Raw genomic sequence first — 17,485 nt, 5'->3', positions numbered from 1 at the left:
GTTAAACGAAATCCGTGCAACGAAGAACATTTTTATCTACCACGGTGCTGGGCGCACTGGGCGCTGTGATCAATACGTCCGCCAAAGGGGCCGGAGGCAATGTGCCGGCCGCTCCCGGTTACACCGTGATCAACGCGGGCATAGGCGGCAACAATACAGTTGACCTCCTGAACCGGATAGACAAGGATTGCCTGGCACATGCGCCGGCGCTCACCGTGCTGATGATAGGCACCAATGACATGAACAGCAGGAAGTACATCCCGCTGCCGCAGTACCGGGAAAACCTTTCCACCCTGATCGAAAAGATAAAGGGGGCAAAAAGCGAAGTGCTGCTGATGACCATTTGCCCCTTCATAGAAGAATACCTGTTCACCCGCCACAACCGGGATCATTATGGGCAGGAAGGGCCTGCAGGCAGAAGAGCGGCCGTTAACCAATGTATTAAAGAGCTGGCGGCAAAATACAATACCTCCCTGCTTGACCTGGGCGCCTTGTTCGATAAAGCGGGCAGGGTAGGGCTGGATAAAATTTCACTGATACAGAACGAGGCCAACAGCAACAAAACAGACGGTGTGCATCCCACGGCGGAAGGCTACCGGTTCATTGGGCTGGCTGTGTACCAGCACATCATGTACAACCGGCTTCCGCAGAAAGGCATTGTCTGCTTTGGAGACAGCATCACGGCGGCAGACGGCGGCGTAACGAAGAACAGTTACCCTGCGTACCTGCTCCGGCTGCTGACAACATCGTAACCATCTTTAAAACAATTGATACCAGTCATGCAATTTAAAACCCTGATCTGCGCCGTTCTGGTGCTTTTACTGAACCGGCCGGCGCAGGCGGACCATCAAGTAGATATTTGTATTTACGGCGGCAGCTCCGCCGGCGTTATTGCTGCGTACACCGCCAAAAAAGCCGGTCATTCCGTGCTGCTGATAGAGCCGGGTAAACACCTGGGCGGTCTTACCTCCGGCGGCCTTGGTTATACGGACATCGGCAACAAATACGCCATCCGTGGTCTGTCTCTGGAATTTTACCGCCAGATAGGCCGCCACTACGGCAAGTTTGAACAATGGATATTTGAGCCGCATGTAGCCGAAAGCCTTTTTACAGACTACGTGCAGCGTGCAAAGCTGCAGGTGCTGTACCAGCACCGCATTGTGGCGGCAGACAAAGAAAACGGGCGCATCAAATCCATCCGCCTGGAAGCTAACGGCACTACGGTGAACGTATCTGCCAAAATGTTCATTGACTGTACTTATGAAGGAGACCTGATGGCGAAAGCCGGCGTAAGCTACACCGTAGGCCGTGAAGCCAATGATGTGTACAATGAGACCTACAACGGTGTGCAGCTGCTGGACGGCCACCAGATACCTGATGGGGTAGACCCGTACAAAGTTCCGGGAGACCCTTCCAGCGGTCTGCTCTGGGGTATCAGCCCTGCCACGTTGCAGCCGAAGGGCAGCGGGGACAAGCTGGTGCAGGCCTACAACTACCGCATCTGCCTCACCAATGACCCGGCCAACATGGTGCCCATCACCCGGCCGGATAACTATGACCCGGCCCGTTATGACCTGCTGGCCCGCCTCGTTAAGGCACAGCCGCAGAGAACGAAGCTGAACGATTATTTTATCTGGAGCCGCATGCCCAACAATAAAACGGACATCAACAACCGCAACGGTTTTTCCACGGATATGATAGGCGCCAATTACGAGTACCCGGAGGCAGACTACAAAAAACGCGCGGAGATCATCAAGGCGCATGAAGACTATACCAAAGGGCTGCTTTATTTCTTTGCCACAGATCCCCGCGCCCCCAAACCGGCGCAGGAAGAAATGCGCAAATGGGGCTACCCGAAAGATGAATATACAGACAACGGCCACTGGTCTCCCCAGCTCTACATCCGTGAAGCCCGCCGCATGGTTGGCGCTTACGTGATGACACAGGCTAACTGTACCGGCAAGGAAGTGGTGCAGGACGGCGTGGGTATGGCCGCTTACACGATGGACTCTCACAACACCCAGCGCATTGTGATCGAAAAGAACGGGAAAAAAATGGTGAAGAACGAAGGCAATGTGGAAGTAGGCGGTTTCCCGCCGTACCCGGTCTCTTACCGCGCCCTCATTCCCAAAGCGGAAGAGTGCAAGAACCTGCTGGTGCCGGTGTGTTTGTCTGCCAGCCATATTGCTTACGGTTCTATCCGTATGGAGCCGGTGTTTATGGCGCTGGCCCAGGCTTCCGCCGTGGCGGCGCATGAAGCTATTGCCGGGAATGTTTCCGTGCAGGAGGTAGATGCCGCAAAGATCAGCAGCACGCTCCGCAACAATCCCCTGGCAGATGGCCGCAACGGAGACATCCTGATAGACAATTCAGACAAACCGCAGCTGGAAGGCTCATGGAAAACAGAGAAAGGCCGCGGCAGCTATGGCCCTGATATGCTCACGGCAACGGCCAACGCAAAGGCCACCTTCCGCCCCGCCATCCGCAAGGCCGGCCGTTACAGCATTTATGTGTACTATCCTCACCTCAAAACCAATGCTTCCGTGATGAACGTGAAAGTGCTGGCGGGTAAAAAGGAACATGCCGTACCCATCAAGCGTGACGAGATCACCGTAGTAGGGCAAACCTCCGGAGAATGGGTGAAACTGGGTACTTTCAACCTGAAGAAAGGAGAAGGTTCCGCCGTTGAAATATCTGCGGGTAATAGTGAAGATGGCGTGGTGATAGCAGATGCGGTGCTGTTTGTGCCGGAGAAACGGTAAGCAAAACATCATTTAAAGGAGTTGCCTCCACACGGGGCAGCTCCTTTTTATTTACGGCCATCAAAGAAATCGATCAGGCTGTACACCTGTGCGTTCAGTTCCCGCATCTTGTCCGTAAGACCTGTATATACGGTATAATCCAGTTGCACAATGCCTTTATTGGCATCGCGGTTGGAAGGGTCTGTTTTCAGGTTGCTGGGGTCGTTATCCTGGTACTTGAACCAGTGGAAGCCTGCGCAGTTACCGCTTTCCAGCAGTGCCAGCGCAAAGTTCTGGTAGAACAGCCCGCGGTCTGCCTGTGTGCGCACTATCCACCCGGCGCCGGAATAGTTGGGCATGCCGGAATCCTCTCCCTTGGCGTACCATTCCGTGATAATGAACGGACGGCCGCTCCAGGCCGTCCAGTTGGTAAGGTCTTCGGCCAGGGGTGTCCATTCCCGGTAATAGTTGATGGCAATCACGTCTATATACTTCCCGGCAGCGCGGAACACTTCGGGCACTTTCTTTTCGTAGGAATGAAAGCGGCTGCCCAGGTAGAGGTGGTTGGGATCGTACTTTTTGATGGCTTTAGACACAATGGAAAAATAGGTGTCTGCCATGTATCCCAGGAACTCGTTGCGGATGGCGTCTGTGAGCGTAGCAGCGTTATACCCTTTACTTTGCAGCCATTTCCGGGCAGCTATGCAGCCGGGGTCGGTGGTGTCTTTCTTGGCCAGGTAGCGGTCAAGAGAAAGCCGCTGAAAGGGCATTTCATTATCTGAAAAATAGCCGAAAAGGTTTTTGTCATCCTTGTATTTTGCCAGTTGTTTGGCGTATTCATCGCAAAACGCCGGAAACTCCGGGTCAAACACAAAAATGGTGTTGTCGGGGTAGCCGGTGTGGCCGGGCGCCTGGTAGGTGCCGCCTCTTTTTTTCCCGTAGTCGCTCATGAAGTTTTTGATGATGGTGTAGGAGAGCGGCCGTACCTGCTGGGAAGGCGTGTTGACAAAAGACTCCGTATCTGACCATGCGCCCAGGGCGTTGAACCCAAGGGATTGTATGAGGGCTTTGGTTTGAGCGGCCCATGCCTGTTTGTTGCCGTAGCTCTTTTCCATCAGTTGCCGGCTGCTGTCTGACGCTGCCGTGCTTACGCTGTTAACACCCAGGTTCACCATAAGGTGGCCTTCAGGGTCAATGATCCACCAGCGCTGGCCGATCTTTTCGGCGCGGAAGAAACCGGAGGCTTTCGCCTTGCGGTCTGTACGCCCGCCATAGCGGCTCGTTTTCACAGTAACGGACTTGTAGTTTTGCAAGGTGGAGACGGCGCGGGTAGAATATTGTTTCCATTCGCCGTAAGTTTTCTGTGCGCTGTTGGCCATCATGCTTTCCACCTGGAGGGTATATTCCTGGGCCATGGCGTTGGCTGAGAGCAGGAGTAGTATAACGGGTAATATCTTCATCGTTGCCGGTATTCCTGTTTTATAATGAAGAAGAGTTGCCGGCTAAAGTACAGGTTTTTCGGTGTGTTTTCCTGCAGCTGAAATATTTTCTGTGGAGGGCATCAGTGTTTTGTGGACACCTTGTTGAAATATCATGTAGAAGGAGCCCGAAAGCCATGGCTTCCTCCGGTCTCAGCCGGTTTGTGCTTTACCGGTGAACGTTATTTTTACCTTTTTTCAATTCTTCTGTCAGCTCTTCCATGATCTTCACCGCTTCCCCGATATAGCTCTTCACCACTTTCAGCTCCTTGTCTGAATACTGCTCCACAAGGGCCGTCAGCCGTTCCTGCAGAGCGCCGAACACACTGCCGAACAGTTTGCCGGCCTTTTGCAGGTTAGGCACTATCAGTACCTTGCGCCGGTCATTGGCATCCGCTTTCCTTTCCACCAGCCCCTTTTTTTCAAGCCGGTCTATCAGCCCGGTTACGGCCCCGGTGGTAAGCCCGGAGGCCTGCGCCAGTTCTCCTGCTGTCATAGCCCCCTTTTGCATGAGCATGCTCAGGTATTTATGGTCTGCCGGCGCCAGGCCCGCGTATTGGGCTATCTGCAGGTGCAGCAGCACGGTGGCGTCAGAAAAACGGCGGCCATATTCATTCAATTCATGAATCTTTTCTTTAGAAATGTTTGCCATGTCAATTAGAAAATAATATCTTTGTGACTAAGATATTTAGTTTGTAAGATAAATATCTTCCTGACAAAGTTAACAAAACAGACATCAATAACGGATATGAACACTATTAACTACCAGCGTGCCAATCTCTGGCTGTTCCTTGCGGTGAGCGCCTATTTTCTGATGAACGGGGCCGGCCTGTGGGAAACTTTTGTGCTGATTCCCCGGTGGACCTTGGCGCCGCCTGCTTCCCTGCATTTCCTGCAAGGCCCTTATGCGCTCAACCTGGGCGCTTTCTGGATCGGCATGCACTCCTTCCATGAAGTGCTCTTTATAGCCTGCATTGTGTTCAACTGGCGCATTAAACGCAGAAGAAACCTGCTGCTGGCCTTGTTTGCAGGCCACATGGCGCTGCGGGTGTGGACGCTGCTCTATTTTGCGCCCGCCATCGGCTGGTTCCAGGCCCTGCCGCCTTCAGATGCGGTAGACGCTGCCTTGCAGGCCAAAGCGGCCGCATGGCGCAACCTGAACCTGGTGAGAACAGGCCTGTACTGCGTGCTTAACCTGGTCATGGCCGCACTTTTACCCTTTAAACAACCATCATGAACAACAAGGTGATCATCATAGGCGCAGGCATTGCCGGGCCGGTACTGGGCATACAACTGCAAAGCGCCGGGTACAACGTGGAAATTTTTGAAGCAAGGAGAAATACCGGCGCAGAAGACGGCGCGTTCCTGGGGCTGACGCCCAACGGGCTCAATGTACTGCTGCGGTTCGTGCCGGAAGCGGTGCTAAGGAAAGACGCTACCACCGGCTCCATGCGTTTTTACAACCAGCAGGGTAAGGAAATAGCCGCGCTGATGACGGATTATCAGCGGGAGCTTTACCATTGTGAAACCCTGCAGGTAAAGCGGCACCGGCTGCATGAAGCGGCCTGCCGCGCCGCACTGGAGCAAAACGTGCCGGTACATTTCGGAAAAAAATGTGTTCGCGTGGATGAAACGGAGCAGGGAGTAACGGTATGGTTCAGTGACGGCAGCAGTGCCACGGGAGACATCCTCATAGGGGCAGACGGTACTTTCTCCGCCGTGCGCAACAGTATTTTTCCCGGTGCGGCCAAACCGGTGTATAATAGAAATATTTCAACGGGCGGTTATGCCCGCCTGCCGGAACTAAGCGCACCGCTGGACGCTATCCGCATGACCTTCGGGGAGCGCGGCTTTTTTGCCTATAATGTGTCTGACAAGGGAGAAATATGGTGGTTCAACAATTATTACCGCGCTGATGAGCCAACCCGCGAAGAGGTAAAAACGGTATTGAAAGATGAAATAAAGAACGAGCTGCTGCGTATTCATGAGCATGACGACCCGCTGTTTTCCCGCATCATCAGGGCTACGGAACAGGTGATCGCTTATCCCGTATACGATATCCCGGAACTGGCGCGGTGGCATACCCGCCGCGTTTGCCTGGTGGGAGATGCGGCGCATGCCACGTCACCGCACATCGGGCAGGGGGCTTCACTGGGGCTGGAAGACACGGAATGCCTGGTGAAGTGCCTGGGTGAGGCGGCCACACCGGAAGCGGCCTTTGCTGCTTTTCAGCGGTTGCGGCAACCACGGGTGGAAAAGATCATCAAAAGCGCCAGGAAGGTAGGCAACGCCAAATCAAAGCCCAACCGTATCGCCACCTGGTTCCGTGACAGGCTCATCGGCTTCTTTATAAAGGCGCAGGTCAAAAAGCTGCACTGGATATATGGTTACCGCGCCTGAGAGCATAATTATGTACAATTTTCCGCCAATTATGTAACAATATACCGCTGCCATTGTGCCATATTTGTACCTTCAAACAGGTGGGCCTTATGGTGAGCGAATATAAGATACAGATCAAGGGAATGGTATGCGACCGGTGTATTTCGGCCGTCAGGGAAGCATTGCAGGAGCTGCATGTGCCGGTAACAGACGTACGGCTGGGGGAGGTGACCACCGTGTCCGCCCTTACAGCGCCGGACATGGAAGCCATCCGCGCAAAGCTGGCGCCGCTGGGTTTTGACCTGGTGGAAGACAAAAGGACAAAGCTGGTGCGGGAAGTGAAAATGCTCGTGGAGCAGGTGTACTCCGGGGAGTATGACTTCCCGCAGGGTTTCCGGTTTTCAGACGTGGTGGTAAAACACTTCATCAGGGATTACAGCAGCATCAGCCAGACGTTCTCCGCCGTAGAAGGCATTACCCTCGAAAAATACATCATGGAGTACCGGGTAGAAAAGGTAAAAGAGCTGCTGGTCTACACCAGCGAGCCGTTGTCAGCCATTGCCTTCAGGCTGGGCTTCAGCAGCGCCGCGCATCTCAGCCGGCAATTCAGGTCTGTTACCGGGCTGAACGCTTCGCATTTCAGGGAAATGCGCCGGGAGAAAGAGGCCTCCCGCCGTCAATCCTGAGCATCCTGCCTTTCCAAATTATATATAAATAACCCTTAAAAGTATAACATCCGCCCCCCGCTCCGGCCGTAGCTTTGCTGAAAATCATACCATATGTCATCAGCTATAGCAGTGCAGCCCTCCGCGGCTGCCGGGAACAAAAAAACAGGCCTGGTCAAAGATACTTTCCCCGTACTGGAAATGACCTGCGCCGCCTGCGCCGTTAGCGTGGAGTCTATGTTGAAAACCGTGCCCGGCGTGCAGGATGCTGGCGTTAACTTCGCCAACCAGAGCGCCTGGATACAGTACGATGCGCAGGCGGTTACACCCGCCCTGCTGCAAAATACCGTGCGCTCCATCGGCTATGACCTGGTAATAGATAAAGAAAACCAGGATGAAGTAAAGGAAGAAGCGCAGCGCAAACATTACGAAGCGGTAAAACAGCGTACCATCTGGGCTTCCATACTTTCCCTCCCCATAGTAGTAATAGGGATGTTCTTCATGAATATGCCCTACGGCAACTGGATCATGATGGTACTGGCCACGCCGGTAGTATTCTTCCTGGGCCGCAGCTTTTTCGTGAATGCCTGGAAGCAGGCGCGCCACGGCAAGGCCAACATGGATACACTGGTAGCCCTGAGCACGGGCATTGCCTGGGTATTCAGCGCATTCAACACTATTTATCCACAGTTCTGGCACGCCCGTGGCCTGCATGCGCACGTGTATTTTGAAGCGGCCGCGGTAGTGATCGCTTTTATTTCACTTGGCAAGCTGCTGGAAGAGAGAGCAAAATCCAACACCTCATCCGCTATCAAAAAACTGATGGGCCTGCAGCCCAAAACGGTGCTGCTGGTAGATGCCGCGGGCAATACAAAGGAAGTGCCTGTGTCGGCCGTAAACCTCAATGACCACCTGCTGGTAAAACCGGGGGAAAAAATACCGGTAGACGGTGTGGTGGCCACGGGCAACTCGTATGTAGACGAAAGCATGATCACCGGGGAGCCGGTGCCGGTAGCTAAAAAGAACGGTGATGCCGTATTTGCGGGCACCATTAACCAGAAAGGCAGCTTCACGTTCAGGGCGGAGAAAGTAGGAACAGACACCCTGCTCGCGCAGATCATTAAAATGGTGCAGGAAGCGCAGGGCAGCAAGGCTCCCGTACAGAAGCTGGTAGACAAGATAGCCGGCATTTTTGTACCGGTAGTGATCGGCATTGCCATACTCACCTTTGCGGCATGGATGCTGCTGGGTGGTGAACATGCCTTTACGCATGCCTTGCTTACCTCCGTTACCGTGCTGGTGATTGCCTGCCCCTGTGCGCTGGGCCTGGCCACGCCCACGGCCATTATGGTGGGCGTAGGCAAAGGCGCGGAAAACAACATGCTGATCAAGGATGCGGAGAGCCTGGAACAGGCGCATAAAGTGAACGCCGTTATTCTTGACAAGACCGGTACTATTACCGAAGGCAAACCGGTAGTAACGGACGTGGCCTGGAGCGAAGGAGTAGCGCCGGCATTGTCGCCCGCAGTGCTCTTTTCGCTGGAACAACAGTCTGAGCACCCGCTGGCGGAAGCCGTGGTAGCACACCTGAAAGAAACCGGCGTGAAGCCGGTGAAACTGCAGGGCTTTGAAAGCATTACCGGCCAGGGTGTAAAAGGCCGGTATGAAGGACTGGATTATTATGTGGGCAATAAAAAGCTGATGGATGAGCACCGCATCAACATTCCCCCGCAAATGGCCTGGCAGGCCGGCAGCCTGCAGGAAGAAGCCAAAACGGTGATCTATTTTGCCGCAGGCAACCGGTTAATGGCCATCATAGCCATTGCAGACAAGATCAAGGCCGGGTCTGCGCAGGCCATTGCTGCCTTGCGCAAAAGCGGCATTGACGTGTACATGCTCACGGGAGACAACCAGCATACCGCCGCCGCCGTTGCACAAAAAGCGGGAATTACCAGCTACAGGGCGGAAGTATTGCCTGCCCATAAAGCGGAATTTGTAAAGGAGCTGCAACAGGCCGGTAAAGTGGTGGCCATGGTGGGAGACGGCATCAACGACTCCCAGGCGCTGGCCCAGGCAGACGTGAGCATTGCCATGGGTAAAGGTTCTGATATTGCCATGGACGTGGCCAAGATCACGCTCATTACCTCAGACCTGAACAGCATACCCAAAGCCCTGAAGCTGTCACGCCAAACCGTGCGCACCATCAAACAGAACCTTTTCTGGGCATTTATTTACAACCTGATAGGTATACCGGTAGCGGCGGGCGTGCTGTACCCGCTCAACGGCTTTTTGCTGGACCCCATGATTGCAGGCGCGGCCATGGCGCTCAGCTCTGTCAGCGTGGTCAGCAACAGCCTCCGGTTAAAGGCAGCGGCCCTTTAATAATTATATAAAAGGAAGGGCGAATTGTATAACGCCGCCCCGGCCTCAACGAAGTAATTTTACATTATCAAACAAAAAATAAAAAAGATCATGGATACCATGCAATTCAAAACGAATATCAAATGTTCAGGCTGCATAGCCGCTGTAACACCGGCCCTCAACGAAGCAGCAGGAAAAGATAACTGGGAAGTAGACCTGCAAAGCGCGGACAAGATATTGACTGTAACAGCAGCAACAACAGAAGGGGAAAAGATCAAAGAAGCCATTGAAAAGGCCGGGTATAAGGCAGAGCAGGTTGCTTGACACATGGAAGGCGGTTGTAAGACCGCCTTTTTTTATGTTTCCCCGATGATAAAATGTAAAAGAATACCGGAATTATGTAACAATTCCCGCCGCCCCGGCCGCTAATTTTACCCTTGCAATGAAAAAGTTCCTGGCAATCATATTGCTCACCTTGTACATGGGCTCCACTACCGGCGCCACCTTCCGCATGCATTACTGCATGGGCCGGCTGGTAACGGTACAGCTGACGGCCGGTGAAAAGGAACGGTGCGGCCAGTGCGGCGCCGTTAACAAGCAGAACTGTTGCAAAAGCGAGCACAAAACGGTGAAGCTGGAAAAAGACCAGCAGGCCGTGGCGTACGCGGCTTATCCGTTGCCCCTGGCCCTGCCTGCGGCCTTCCCGCCGTTGATGGAGCCGGATGCGGTGCGCATACAGGGCGGCATGCCGTTTTTACATGCGCCGCCACCGGTGCTTAAAGTACACCCCAACATCCTGCACTGCAGTTTCCGCATCTGATCCCTGTTCCCCTTCTCCGGGCGTTCCTTCTTTACGCCTTTTTTCAATTACATCGCTAATTATACGCAGGCAGCATACTGCCTTTTACAAAAACTGATATGGTACATCGTATTATTGAATGGTCGCTGCGCAACCGGTTCATAGTACTGGTAATGGGCCTGGCCTTATTCGGCTGGGGCCTGTATTCAGTCAAGGAGAACCCGATAGACGCCATCCCTGACCTGTCTGAAAACCAGGTAATTGTATTCACAGAGTGGATGGGGCGCGGCCCGCAGCTGATAGAAGACCAGGTAACCTACCCGCTGGTGACCAACCTGCAGGGGCTGCCCCGCATCAAATACGTGCGCGGCTCTTCCATGTTCGGCATGAGTTTCATTTACGTCATTTTTGAAGACGATGTAGACGTTTACTGGGCGCGTGAGCGGGTGCTGGAAAGGCTCAGCACCGTATCCCGCACGCTGCCGGAAGGCGTTACGCCCCAGCTGGGGCCAGACGGTACGGGCGTGGGCCATATTCTCTGGTATACGCTTGACGCGCCGCAGATGGACCTGGGCGAGCAGCGTGCGTTGCAGGACTGGTACATCAAGTTTGCCCTGCAAAATGTAGCGGGGGTGAGTGAAATAGCCTCATTCGGCGGCTTTCAGAAACAGTACCAGGTAACGGTAGACCCCAACAAGCTGTTGTATTACCGCCTTTCCATTGCACAGGTGATCAGTGCCATCCGCAGCAACAACAACGAATCCGGCGGCCGGAAATTTGAGCTGAGTGACATCGGGTACATCATCAAAACTTCCGGCTACCTGCAATCCATGGAAGAAATACAGAACATTCCCGTAGCCAACCAGAACAGCATTCCTGTAAGGGTGGCAGACGTAGCCACGGTGCAGATGACCGGGGAAACGCGCCTGGGCATTTTTGACCAGGACGGGGAAGGAGAGCGGGTAGGCGGCATTGTGGTGATGCGCTACGGCGAAAATGCGGACGCAGTGATAGACCGCGTAAAGGCCCGCATGCAGGAAGTGGCCAAAGGCCTGCCGGAAGGCGTGAAATTCGATATTGTGTATGACAGGGGAGAGCTGATCAAGGAGTCCGTCCGTTCTATCAAAAACACGCTGATAGAAGAAATGATAGTGGTATCCCTGGTGGTGATCGTTTTTCTCTTTCACTGGCGCAGCGCCCTCAGCATCATCATCCAGATACCCATTACCCTCGCTGCCAGCTTCATTTTGCTCAATGCCTTCGGCATATCGTCCAACATCATGTCTCTCACCGGCATAGCGCTGGCCATAGGCGTGATCGTAGACAACGGCATCATCATGAGCGAAAACGCGTACAAACACCTTGCGGAGCGCTACGCGCTGTGGCAGCAACAACAAAAAACGGAGCAACAATGAAATGGTTCAGCAAAATATTCAGGAAACAACCGCAATGGATCAGCGAAGAGGAGCGGCTGAAGGTGATTGAACAATCCAGCAAACAGGTATCCCGCGGGGTATTTTTTGCCACGGTGATCATTATCACCTCTTTTTTGCCGGTGTTCATGCTTACAGGCCAGGAAGGCAAACTGTTCCACCCTCTGGCCTATACGAAAACGTTCATCATGATAGTGGACGCCCTGCTGGTGATCACCCTGGCGCCGGTGCTGATCTCCTTTTTTATGAAAGGGAAGTTCAGGCCAGACCATGCCAACCCGGTGAACCGGCTGGTGGAGAAGGTGTACGAGCCCATTATCAGAACGGTGCTGAAGTGGCGGAAAACCACCATTGCCATCAACATACTGGCGCTGGCGGCTACCGTTCCACTGCTGAAAAGCCTGGGCAGCGAGTTTATGCCGCCGCTTGACGAACAGAGCATCCTGTTCATGCCGGTAACCCTGCCAGACGTGTCTAATGCCGAAGCCAAGCGCATTCTGCAGGTGCAGGACAAGATCATCCGCTCCGTACCGGAGGTAGACAAGGTGCTGGGCAAGGCGGGCAGGGCCAGCACGGCTACAGACAATTCTCCCATCAGCATGATAGAGACCATCATCATGCTCAAGCCCAAATCCGAATGGCGGGAAGGGCTCAGCAAAAAAGACATTATCAGCGAGCTGGATGCCAAACTGCAGATACCCGGCGTAGTGAACGGGTGGACGCAGCCCATCATCAACCGCATCAACATGCTGGCCACGGGCATCCGTACGGATGTGGGCATTAAGGTTTACGGCCAGCATCTTGACACCATTGCGGCTGTGTCTGAAAAAGTGAAGCAGGCGCTGGAAGGCACGCCCGGTGTAGCAGACCTGTACGTAGAGCCGGTTACCGGCGGCAAGTACCTCAATGTGGCCGTGCGCCGCGCAGACCTGGCGCGTTACGGCCTGAATGTAGATGATGTGAACCAGGCGGTGGAAACCGCGCTGGGCGGCGCTCCCATTGGCAATACCATAGAAGGGCGGCAGCGTTTTTCCATCAGCGTAAGGCTGGCGCAGGAATACAGGAACAGCGTGGAGCGCATCCGCCGTATTCCCCTGATGTCTCCCGCCATGGGGGAGGTGCCGCTTTCAGCCGTGGCGGATGTGCAGTTCGAGAACGGGCCGCCCATGATCACTTCCGAGAACGCCATGCTGCGCGGCGCGGTTTTGTTCAACGTACGCGGCCGAGACCTGGGCAGCACGGTGAAAGAAGCGGTAAACAAAATGAATGACGCAAAGGGCATATTGCCTGCCGGGTATTACCTGGAGTGGAGCGGGCAGTACGAGAACCTGGTACGCGGGCAGCGAACGCTGATGTGGATTGCGCCGGTGGTGCTGGTCATCATCTTCTTTTCCCTCTATTTCGCTTTCCACTCCATCCGCGAAGCCTTCCTGAGCCTTATTACAGTGCCTTTTGCCCTTATTGGCGGGGCCTACATGATCTGGTTCTGGGGCGTTAACCTCTCCGTGGCGGTAGCGGTGGGCTTCATAGCCTTGTTTGGCATAGCGGTGGAAACGGGTATTGTAATGGTGATCTATCTCAACGATGCCATGCAGCAGCTGGTGAAGCTGAAAGGCAATTCTGCCGCCACCATTACCCGCGCAGACCTGCGGGAGTACGTCATTGTGGGCGCGGCAAAAAGGCTGCGGCCCAAGCTGATGACGGTGTGCGTGTCCCTCTTCGGCCTGGTGCCCGTGCTCTGGGCCACCGGTGTGGGCACAGACGTGATGAAGCCTATTGTGCTGCCCATGATAGGGGGTGTGTTGACTTCTTCCACCCACATTCTGCTGGTAACGCCACTCATCTTTTTAATGTCAAAAGAGTACGAGCTACGCAAGTACGGAAAACTGGAAATACATGACACACATCACTAGATATATCACATGGCTGCTGTTGCTGCTGCCGGCGTTGCTGCGGGCGCAGGGCAACAGCGTGGAAAAAGACGGCCCGGTGCTGCCGCTTGACAGCATTCTGCAGCGCATAGACCGTAACAACGTGCTGCTGCAATCTTACCGCTTCAAGGCGGAAAGCTACCGGCTCAACGCCGATGCGGCCACGGCCTGGATGGCCCCCATGGTGGGCGCCGGTACTTTTATGACGCCTTACCCCCGCCAGGAAATAATGGATGACAGGGATAAGGGCAGCCTGATGTTCCAGCTGGAGCAGGATATTCCCAACCCCGCCAAACAGCAGGCCAAACGGCGCTACATTTCCTCACAGGGAAATGTGGAAGCCGCCGGCCGTGCCGTAACGCTGAACGACCTGAAGGCCCGCGCCCGCCAGCTGTATTACAACTGGCTGGTGGCCAAGCAACGTATTGCCGTGCTGGAAGAGAACGACAAGATCATGCGCACCATGAAGAAAATAGAGGAGGTGAGGTATCCTTATAACCAGTCTCAGTTGGGCAATGTATTCAAGGCCGATGCTAAAATTGCGGAGAATGCTAACATGGTACGCATGCAGGAAGGCACTATCGCCAAAGCCCGTGCCTGGCTGAACAGCCTGATGGACCGGCCGGGCAATGAGCCCTTTGATATAGATAGCGCCGCATTGCCTGAGTTTTTGCCTGCGGCCACGTATGATACGTCGGCGCTGGCCATGGCACGGAAAGACGTGTTCCGGATGGACGAAAGCATCCGCTCCATGCAGCTCAATATCGAAAGCATGCGGCAGGAAAAAAAGCCTGATTTCAAACTTCGTTTTGATCATATGCAGCCGCTGGGCAACATGATGCCGAAGGCTTTCAGCGCTATGGGCATGGTGAGCATTCCCATTGCGCCATGGTCTTCCCGCATGTACCGCTCCGGCATCAAAGCCATGCAGCAGGATGTGGAGGCCATGCGGCGGGAGCGCGCCGCCATGCTGCAGGAAACACAAGGCATGCTTTACGGCATGCAGTACGAAATACAGTCCATGCAGCGGCGCATCACCACTATGGAAGAAAAGATAGTGCCATCCTTGCGACGGGTGCTGGATGCGGCTTTCCTGAATTACCAGGAAAACAGGCTGCCGCTGCCGGAGGTGATAGACGCCTGGGAGGCGCTGACCATGATGGAGCTGAATGTACTGGACGAAAAACTGAAACGTTACGAAATGATCGTTAGCTATGAAAAAGAATTATACCGTTAATGCGCTGTGCATGGTTTTGATAGCCGCGCTTGGCGCCTGCGGCGAGCGGCCCGGTGCAGCAACGCGGAAGCGGGCGGGAGACAGCGCGGCTGCCGGGTCCGCGCTGCAAAGCCACCACGGGCCGGTGATTGACAGTGCGGTGACGGCGCTGGCACAACCGGTGAATATGCGGGTGGTGGCAAGCATCAGCACCATAACGCCTGAAACCGGCACACACATCTACAACACGGTGCTGAACGGCGTAGTGGCCTATGACACCCGGCAGCAAACCGGCATTGCCAGCAGGGTAGGCGGGCGTGTTGAAAAACTCCTGATCAGGTACAACTACCAGCCGGTGAAAAAAGGCCAGCTTATTATGGAGATCTATTCACCGGAGCTGGCGGTGGCGCAGCGGGAGCTGTTGCTGGCGTCCCGTCAAAATACAGACCTGCTGGCCGCCGCAAAGCAACGCCTGCAACTGCTGGGCATGCAGCCGGCGCAGATAGCACGGGTGCTGCAAACAGGAGAAATACTGTACCACGTGCCGGTGTACAGCAGCACGGAAGGGTATATACTGGAGCAGGCCGCAGCCAGCAATGCATCTGCCGCGGGCAACGTTACTCCGGGTAATAGCGGCATGGACGGCGCTGCTTCCGGAGGAATGGGCAGCATGGCTGCTGCCAGTGCTGCCACACCGCCGCCTGCCGCTCCGTCAGCAACCCCGGTGATGTTGCGGGAAGGGCAATATGTAAACGCCGGCCAGCCCTTGTTCACTATTTATAAAGCGCATAACCTGGTAGCGGAGTTTTCCCTTACGCCGGCACAGGCGGCCGCTATCCGGCGCGGGCAAAAACTGCTCTACCACCCGGTGACGGATCAACAAGCATTGCAAGCGGGTACCATCGGTTTAATAGAGCCTGTTTTCCGCAACGGCCGCAATTTTTCGCTGGCAAGGGTGTACCCGCAAAACAACCGGCTGCGTCCGGGGCAATTGCTTACTGCCTACGTTCCCGTTGTGTACACCGGCGGCTGGTGGCTGCCGGAGAAAGCGGTGTGGCGGCTGGGCGGCAAGGCGGTAGTGTTCAGGAATGAAGAAGGCGCTTACACGCCCTACGAAGTGGAGGCAGAGCCCGCCGTCAGCGGTATGGTGCGCGTACTGGCAGACATCGGTCCGTGGAAGGTAGCGGCCAACGCGGCTTACCTGGTAGACAGCGAAAGTTTTATCAAAACCCGATCATCATGGAAAGAAAAAGATTTATAAAAGCCATTGCCTTTGCTTCTCTAATGCCCGCTTTGCTGCTGGCCGCCTGCGGTGAGGGAGCTACCGAGCAAAAAGCGGCAGCAGCGGCGCAAAGTTATACCTGCCCCATGCACCCGCAGGTTGTGCAGGACAAACCCGGTACCTGTCCTGTTTGCGGCATGGACCTGGTGCCGTTTGACAAGAACAATAAAGATGCCTCGCTGACCCTGGGAGAGAGCCAGGTAACGCTGGCCAACATTACCACCGCCACTGTGACCGCCGGTGCGCTGCATAACTACCGGCAGTTGAATGGCCGGCTGGTAACAGACCCGGAGCAGACCGCGGTAATTGCGAGCCGGGTGCCGGGACGCATAGAAGTACTATATGTAAAGGAAACGGGTGTGACCGTTAAAAAGGGGCAACCGTTGTACAGGATCTATTCGGAACAACTGGCCACCTTGCAGCAGGAATATCTGCTGGCAGTAGCGCAGGCCAAACAATTCCCGGCAGACGCCCGCTTTCAGCAGATAGAAAAAGCGGCGCGGCAGAAGCTGTTATTGTACGGCCAGCCGGAAGCAGGGCTTCAGCAGCTGTTGCAGGCGCAGCAGCCGGACCCGTTCATCACTTACCCCGCGCCGGTAAGCGGCGTAGTGGCGGAGCTGCAGGCGGTGGAAGGCCAGTATGTAGCGGAAGGCGGCAACATTATGCGCGTAGAAGGATATGACCGGTTATGGGTGGAAGCGGATGTATACCCTGGTGAGGCGGCCGGCATCCAGGCAGGGCAGGCCGTGAAAGTGGTGGTAGCAGGCTGGGAGCAGGAACCGCAGGCAATGACGGTACAATTCCTGAACCCCGCGCTGCAAAGCGGCGCACAGGTGCTGCAATTGCGGGGCACGGTGCCCAATCCGGCACAACGTTGGCGCCCGGGCATGCAGGCGGCGGTGCTATTGCCTTCCGGCAGTAAAGACGCTGTGCTGAAAGTGCCTGCGGATGCGGTAATACGGGATGGGCGCGGTGCACATGTATGGATAGAGACGGCAAAGGGAAAATATGTACCCCGCCCGGTTAAAACCGGTATAGAAACGTTTGATGACGTGGAGATCACAGACGGTATCCGGGATGGAGAGAAAGTTGTGGTAACCGGGGCCTATCTGCTGTACAGCGAGTACGTGCTGAAGAAAGGCGCAGACCCCGCGGCGCACCGGCATTAAAAAATCAATTACATCATAAACTTAAAATCAA

At 54.9% G+C, this 17,485-nt stretch carries 15 protein-coding genes; 13 read left to right on the top strand and 2 right to left on the bottom strand.

Going from position 1 to position 17,485, the window contains the following annotated elements; genetic code table 11:
• The first annotated feature begins 14 nt into the window (after positions 1–14).
• Together ABDW36_RS16185 and ABDW36_RS16180 are read left to right on the top strand one after the other, a co-directional pair.
• Positions 15–752 carry a GDSL-type esterase/lipase family protein gene (locus ABDW36_RS16185; protein WP_343702965.1) on the top strand — a complete coding sequence of 246 codons (738 nt, stop codon included), beginning with the start codon at positions 15–17 and terminating at the stop codon, positions 750–752.
• 27 nt (positions 753–779) lie between these two features.
• Positions 780–2,762 (top strand): FAD-dependent oxidoreductase, encoded by a 1,983-nt coding sequence (locus ABDW36_RS16180; protein WP_343702964.1) that lies wholly within the window; start codon positions 780–782, stop codon positions 2,760–2,762.
• Positions 2,763–2,809: 47 nt separating this feature from the next.
• On the opposite strand, the gene ABDW36_RS16175 is transcribed toward ABDW36_RS16180, so the two are convergent.
• Together ABDW36_RS16175 and ABDW36_RS16170 are read right to left on the bottom strand one after the other, a co-directional pair.
• Complete coding sequence (locus ABDW36_RS16175; protein WP_343702963.1) at positions 2,810–4,201, bottom strand: hypothetical protein; 1,392 nt, start codon at positions 4,199–4,201, stop codon at positions 2,810–2,812.
• A 187-nt stretch (positions 4,202–4,388) separates the two neighbouring features.
• Positions 4,389–4,871 (bottom strand): MarR family transcriptional regulator, encoded by a 483-nt coding sequence (locus ABDW36_RS16170; RefSeq protein ID WP_343702962.1) that lies wholly within the window; start codon positions 4,869–4,871, stop codon positions 4,389–4,391.
• Between the two features lie 96 nt (positions 4,872–4,967).
• On the opposite strand from ABDW36_RS16170, the gene ABDW36_RS16165 reads away from it, so the two are divergent.
• The 11 genes from ABDW36_RS16165 to ABDW36_RS16115 all read left to right on the top strand — a co-directional run bounded on the left by ABDW36_RS16165 (position 4,968) and on the right by ABDW36_RS16115 (position 17,454).
• Positions 4,968–5,456 carry a transposase gene (locus ABDW36_RS16165; RefSeq protein ID WP_343702961.1) on the top strand — a complete coding sequence of 163 codons (489 nt, stop codon included), beginning with the start codon at positions 4,968–4,970 and terminating at the stop codon, positions 5,454–5,456.
• Complete coding sequence (locus ABDW36_RS16160) at positions 5,453–6,619, top strand: NAD(P)/FAD-dependent oxidoreductase (RefSeq protein ID WP_343702960.1); 1,167 nt, start codon at positions 5,453–5,455, stop codon at positions 6,617–6,619. Before ABDW36_RS16165 ends, ABDW36_RS16160 begins: the two co-directional genes overlap by 4 nt.
• Positions 6,620–6,708: 89 nt before the next feature.
• Positions 6,709–7,284, top strand: a complete 576-nt coding sequence (locus tag ABDW36_RS16155) for a helix-turn-helix domain-containing protein (protein WP_343702959.1) — start codon at positions 6,709–6,711, stop codon at positions 7,282–7,284.
• 93 nt (positions 7,285–7,377) lie between these two features.
• Positions 7,378–9,645 (top strand): heavy metal translocating P-type ATPase, encoded by a 2,268-nt coding sequence (locus ABDW36_RS16150; RefSeq protein WP_343702958.1) that lies wholly within the window; start codon positions 7,378–7,380, stop codon positions 9,643–9,645.
• Positions 9,646–9,735: 90 nt separating this feature from the next.
• Complete coding sequence (locus ABDW36_RS16145) at positions 9,736–9,948, top strand: heavy-metal-associated domain-containing protein (RefSeq protein ID WP_343702957.1); 213 nt, start codon at positions 9,736–9,738, stop codon at positions 9,946–9,948.
• Positions 9,949–10,066: 118 nt separating this feature from the next.
• Entirely contained in the window at positions 10,067–10,444 is a 378-nt protein-coding gene (locus ABDW36_RS16140) for a hypothetical protein (protein WP_343702956.1), read from the top strand.
• A 98-nt stretch (positions 10,445–10,542) separates the two neighbouring features.
• Complete coding sequence (locus ABDW36_RS16135; RefSeq protein WP_343702955.1) at positions 10,543–11,838, top strand: efflux RND transporter permease subunit; 1,296 nt, start codon at positions 10,543–10,545, stop codon at positions 11,836–11,838.
• Positions 11,835–13,769: an efflux RND transporter permease subunit gene (locus ABDW36_RS16130; protein ID WP_343702954.1), complete on the top strand. Its 1,935-nt coding sequence runs from the start codon at positions 11,835–11,837 to the stop codon at positions 13,767–13,769. Before ABDW36_RS16135 ends, ABDW36_RS16130 begins: the two co-directional genes overlap by 4 nt.
• Positions 13,753–15,024 carry a TolC family protein gene (locus ABDW36_RS16125; RefSeq protein ID WP_343702953.1) on the top strand — a complete coding sequence of 424 codons (1,272 nt, stop codon included), beginning with the start codon at positions 13,753–13,755 and terminating at the stop codon, positions 15,022–15,024. Before ABDW36_RS16130 ends, ABDW36_RS16125 begins: the two co-directional genes overlap by 17 nt.
• On the top strand, positions 15,002–16,264 hold the full coding sequence (locus ABDW36_RS16120; protein WP_343702952.1) for an efflux RND transporter periplasmic adaptor subunit: 1,263 nt from the start codon (positions 15,002–15,004) through the stop codon (positions 16,262–16,264). Before ABDW36_RS16125 ends, ABDW36_RS16120 begins: the two co-directional genes overlap by 23 nt.
• Positions 16,243–17,454 carry an efflux RND transporter periplasmic adaptor subunit gene (locus ABDW36_RS16115; RefSeq protein WP_343702951.1) on the top strand — a complete coding sequence of 404 codons (1,212 nt, stop codon included), beginning with the start codon at positions 16,243–16,245 and terminating at the stop codon, positions 17,452–17,454. Before ABDW36_RS16120 ends, ABDW36_RS16115 begins: the two co-directional genes overlap by 22 nt.
• Positions 17,455–17,485 lie beyond the last annotated feature (31 nt).

The organism is Chitinophaga sp., from assembly GCF_039596455.1.
GTDB lineage: Bacteria > Bacteroidota > Bacteroidia > Chitinophagales > Chitinophagaceae > Chitinophaga.
This window is presented reverse-complemented; position numbering and strand designations above follow the sequence as displayed.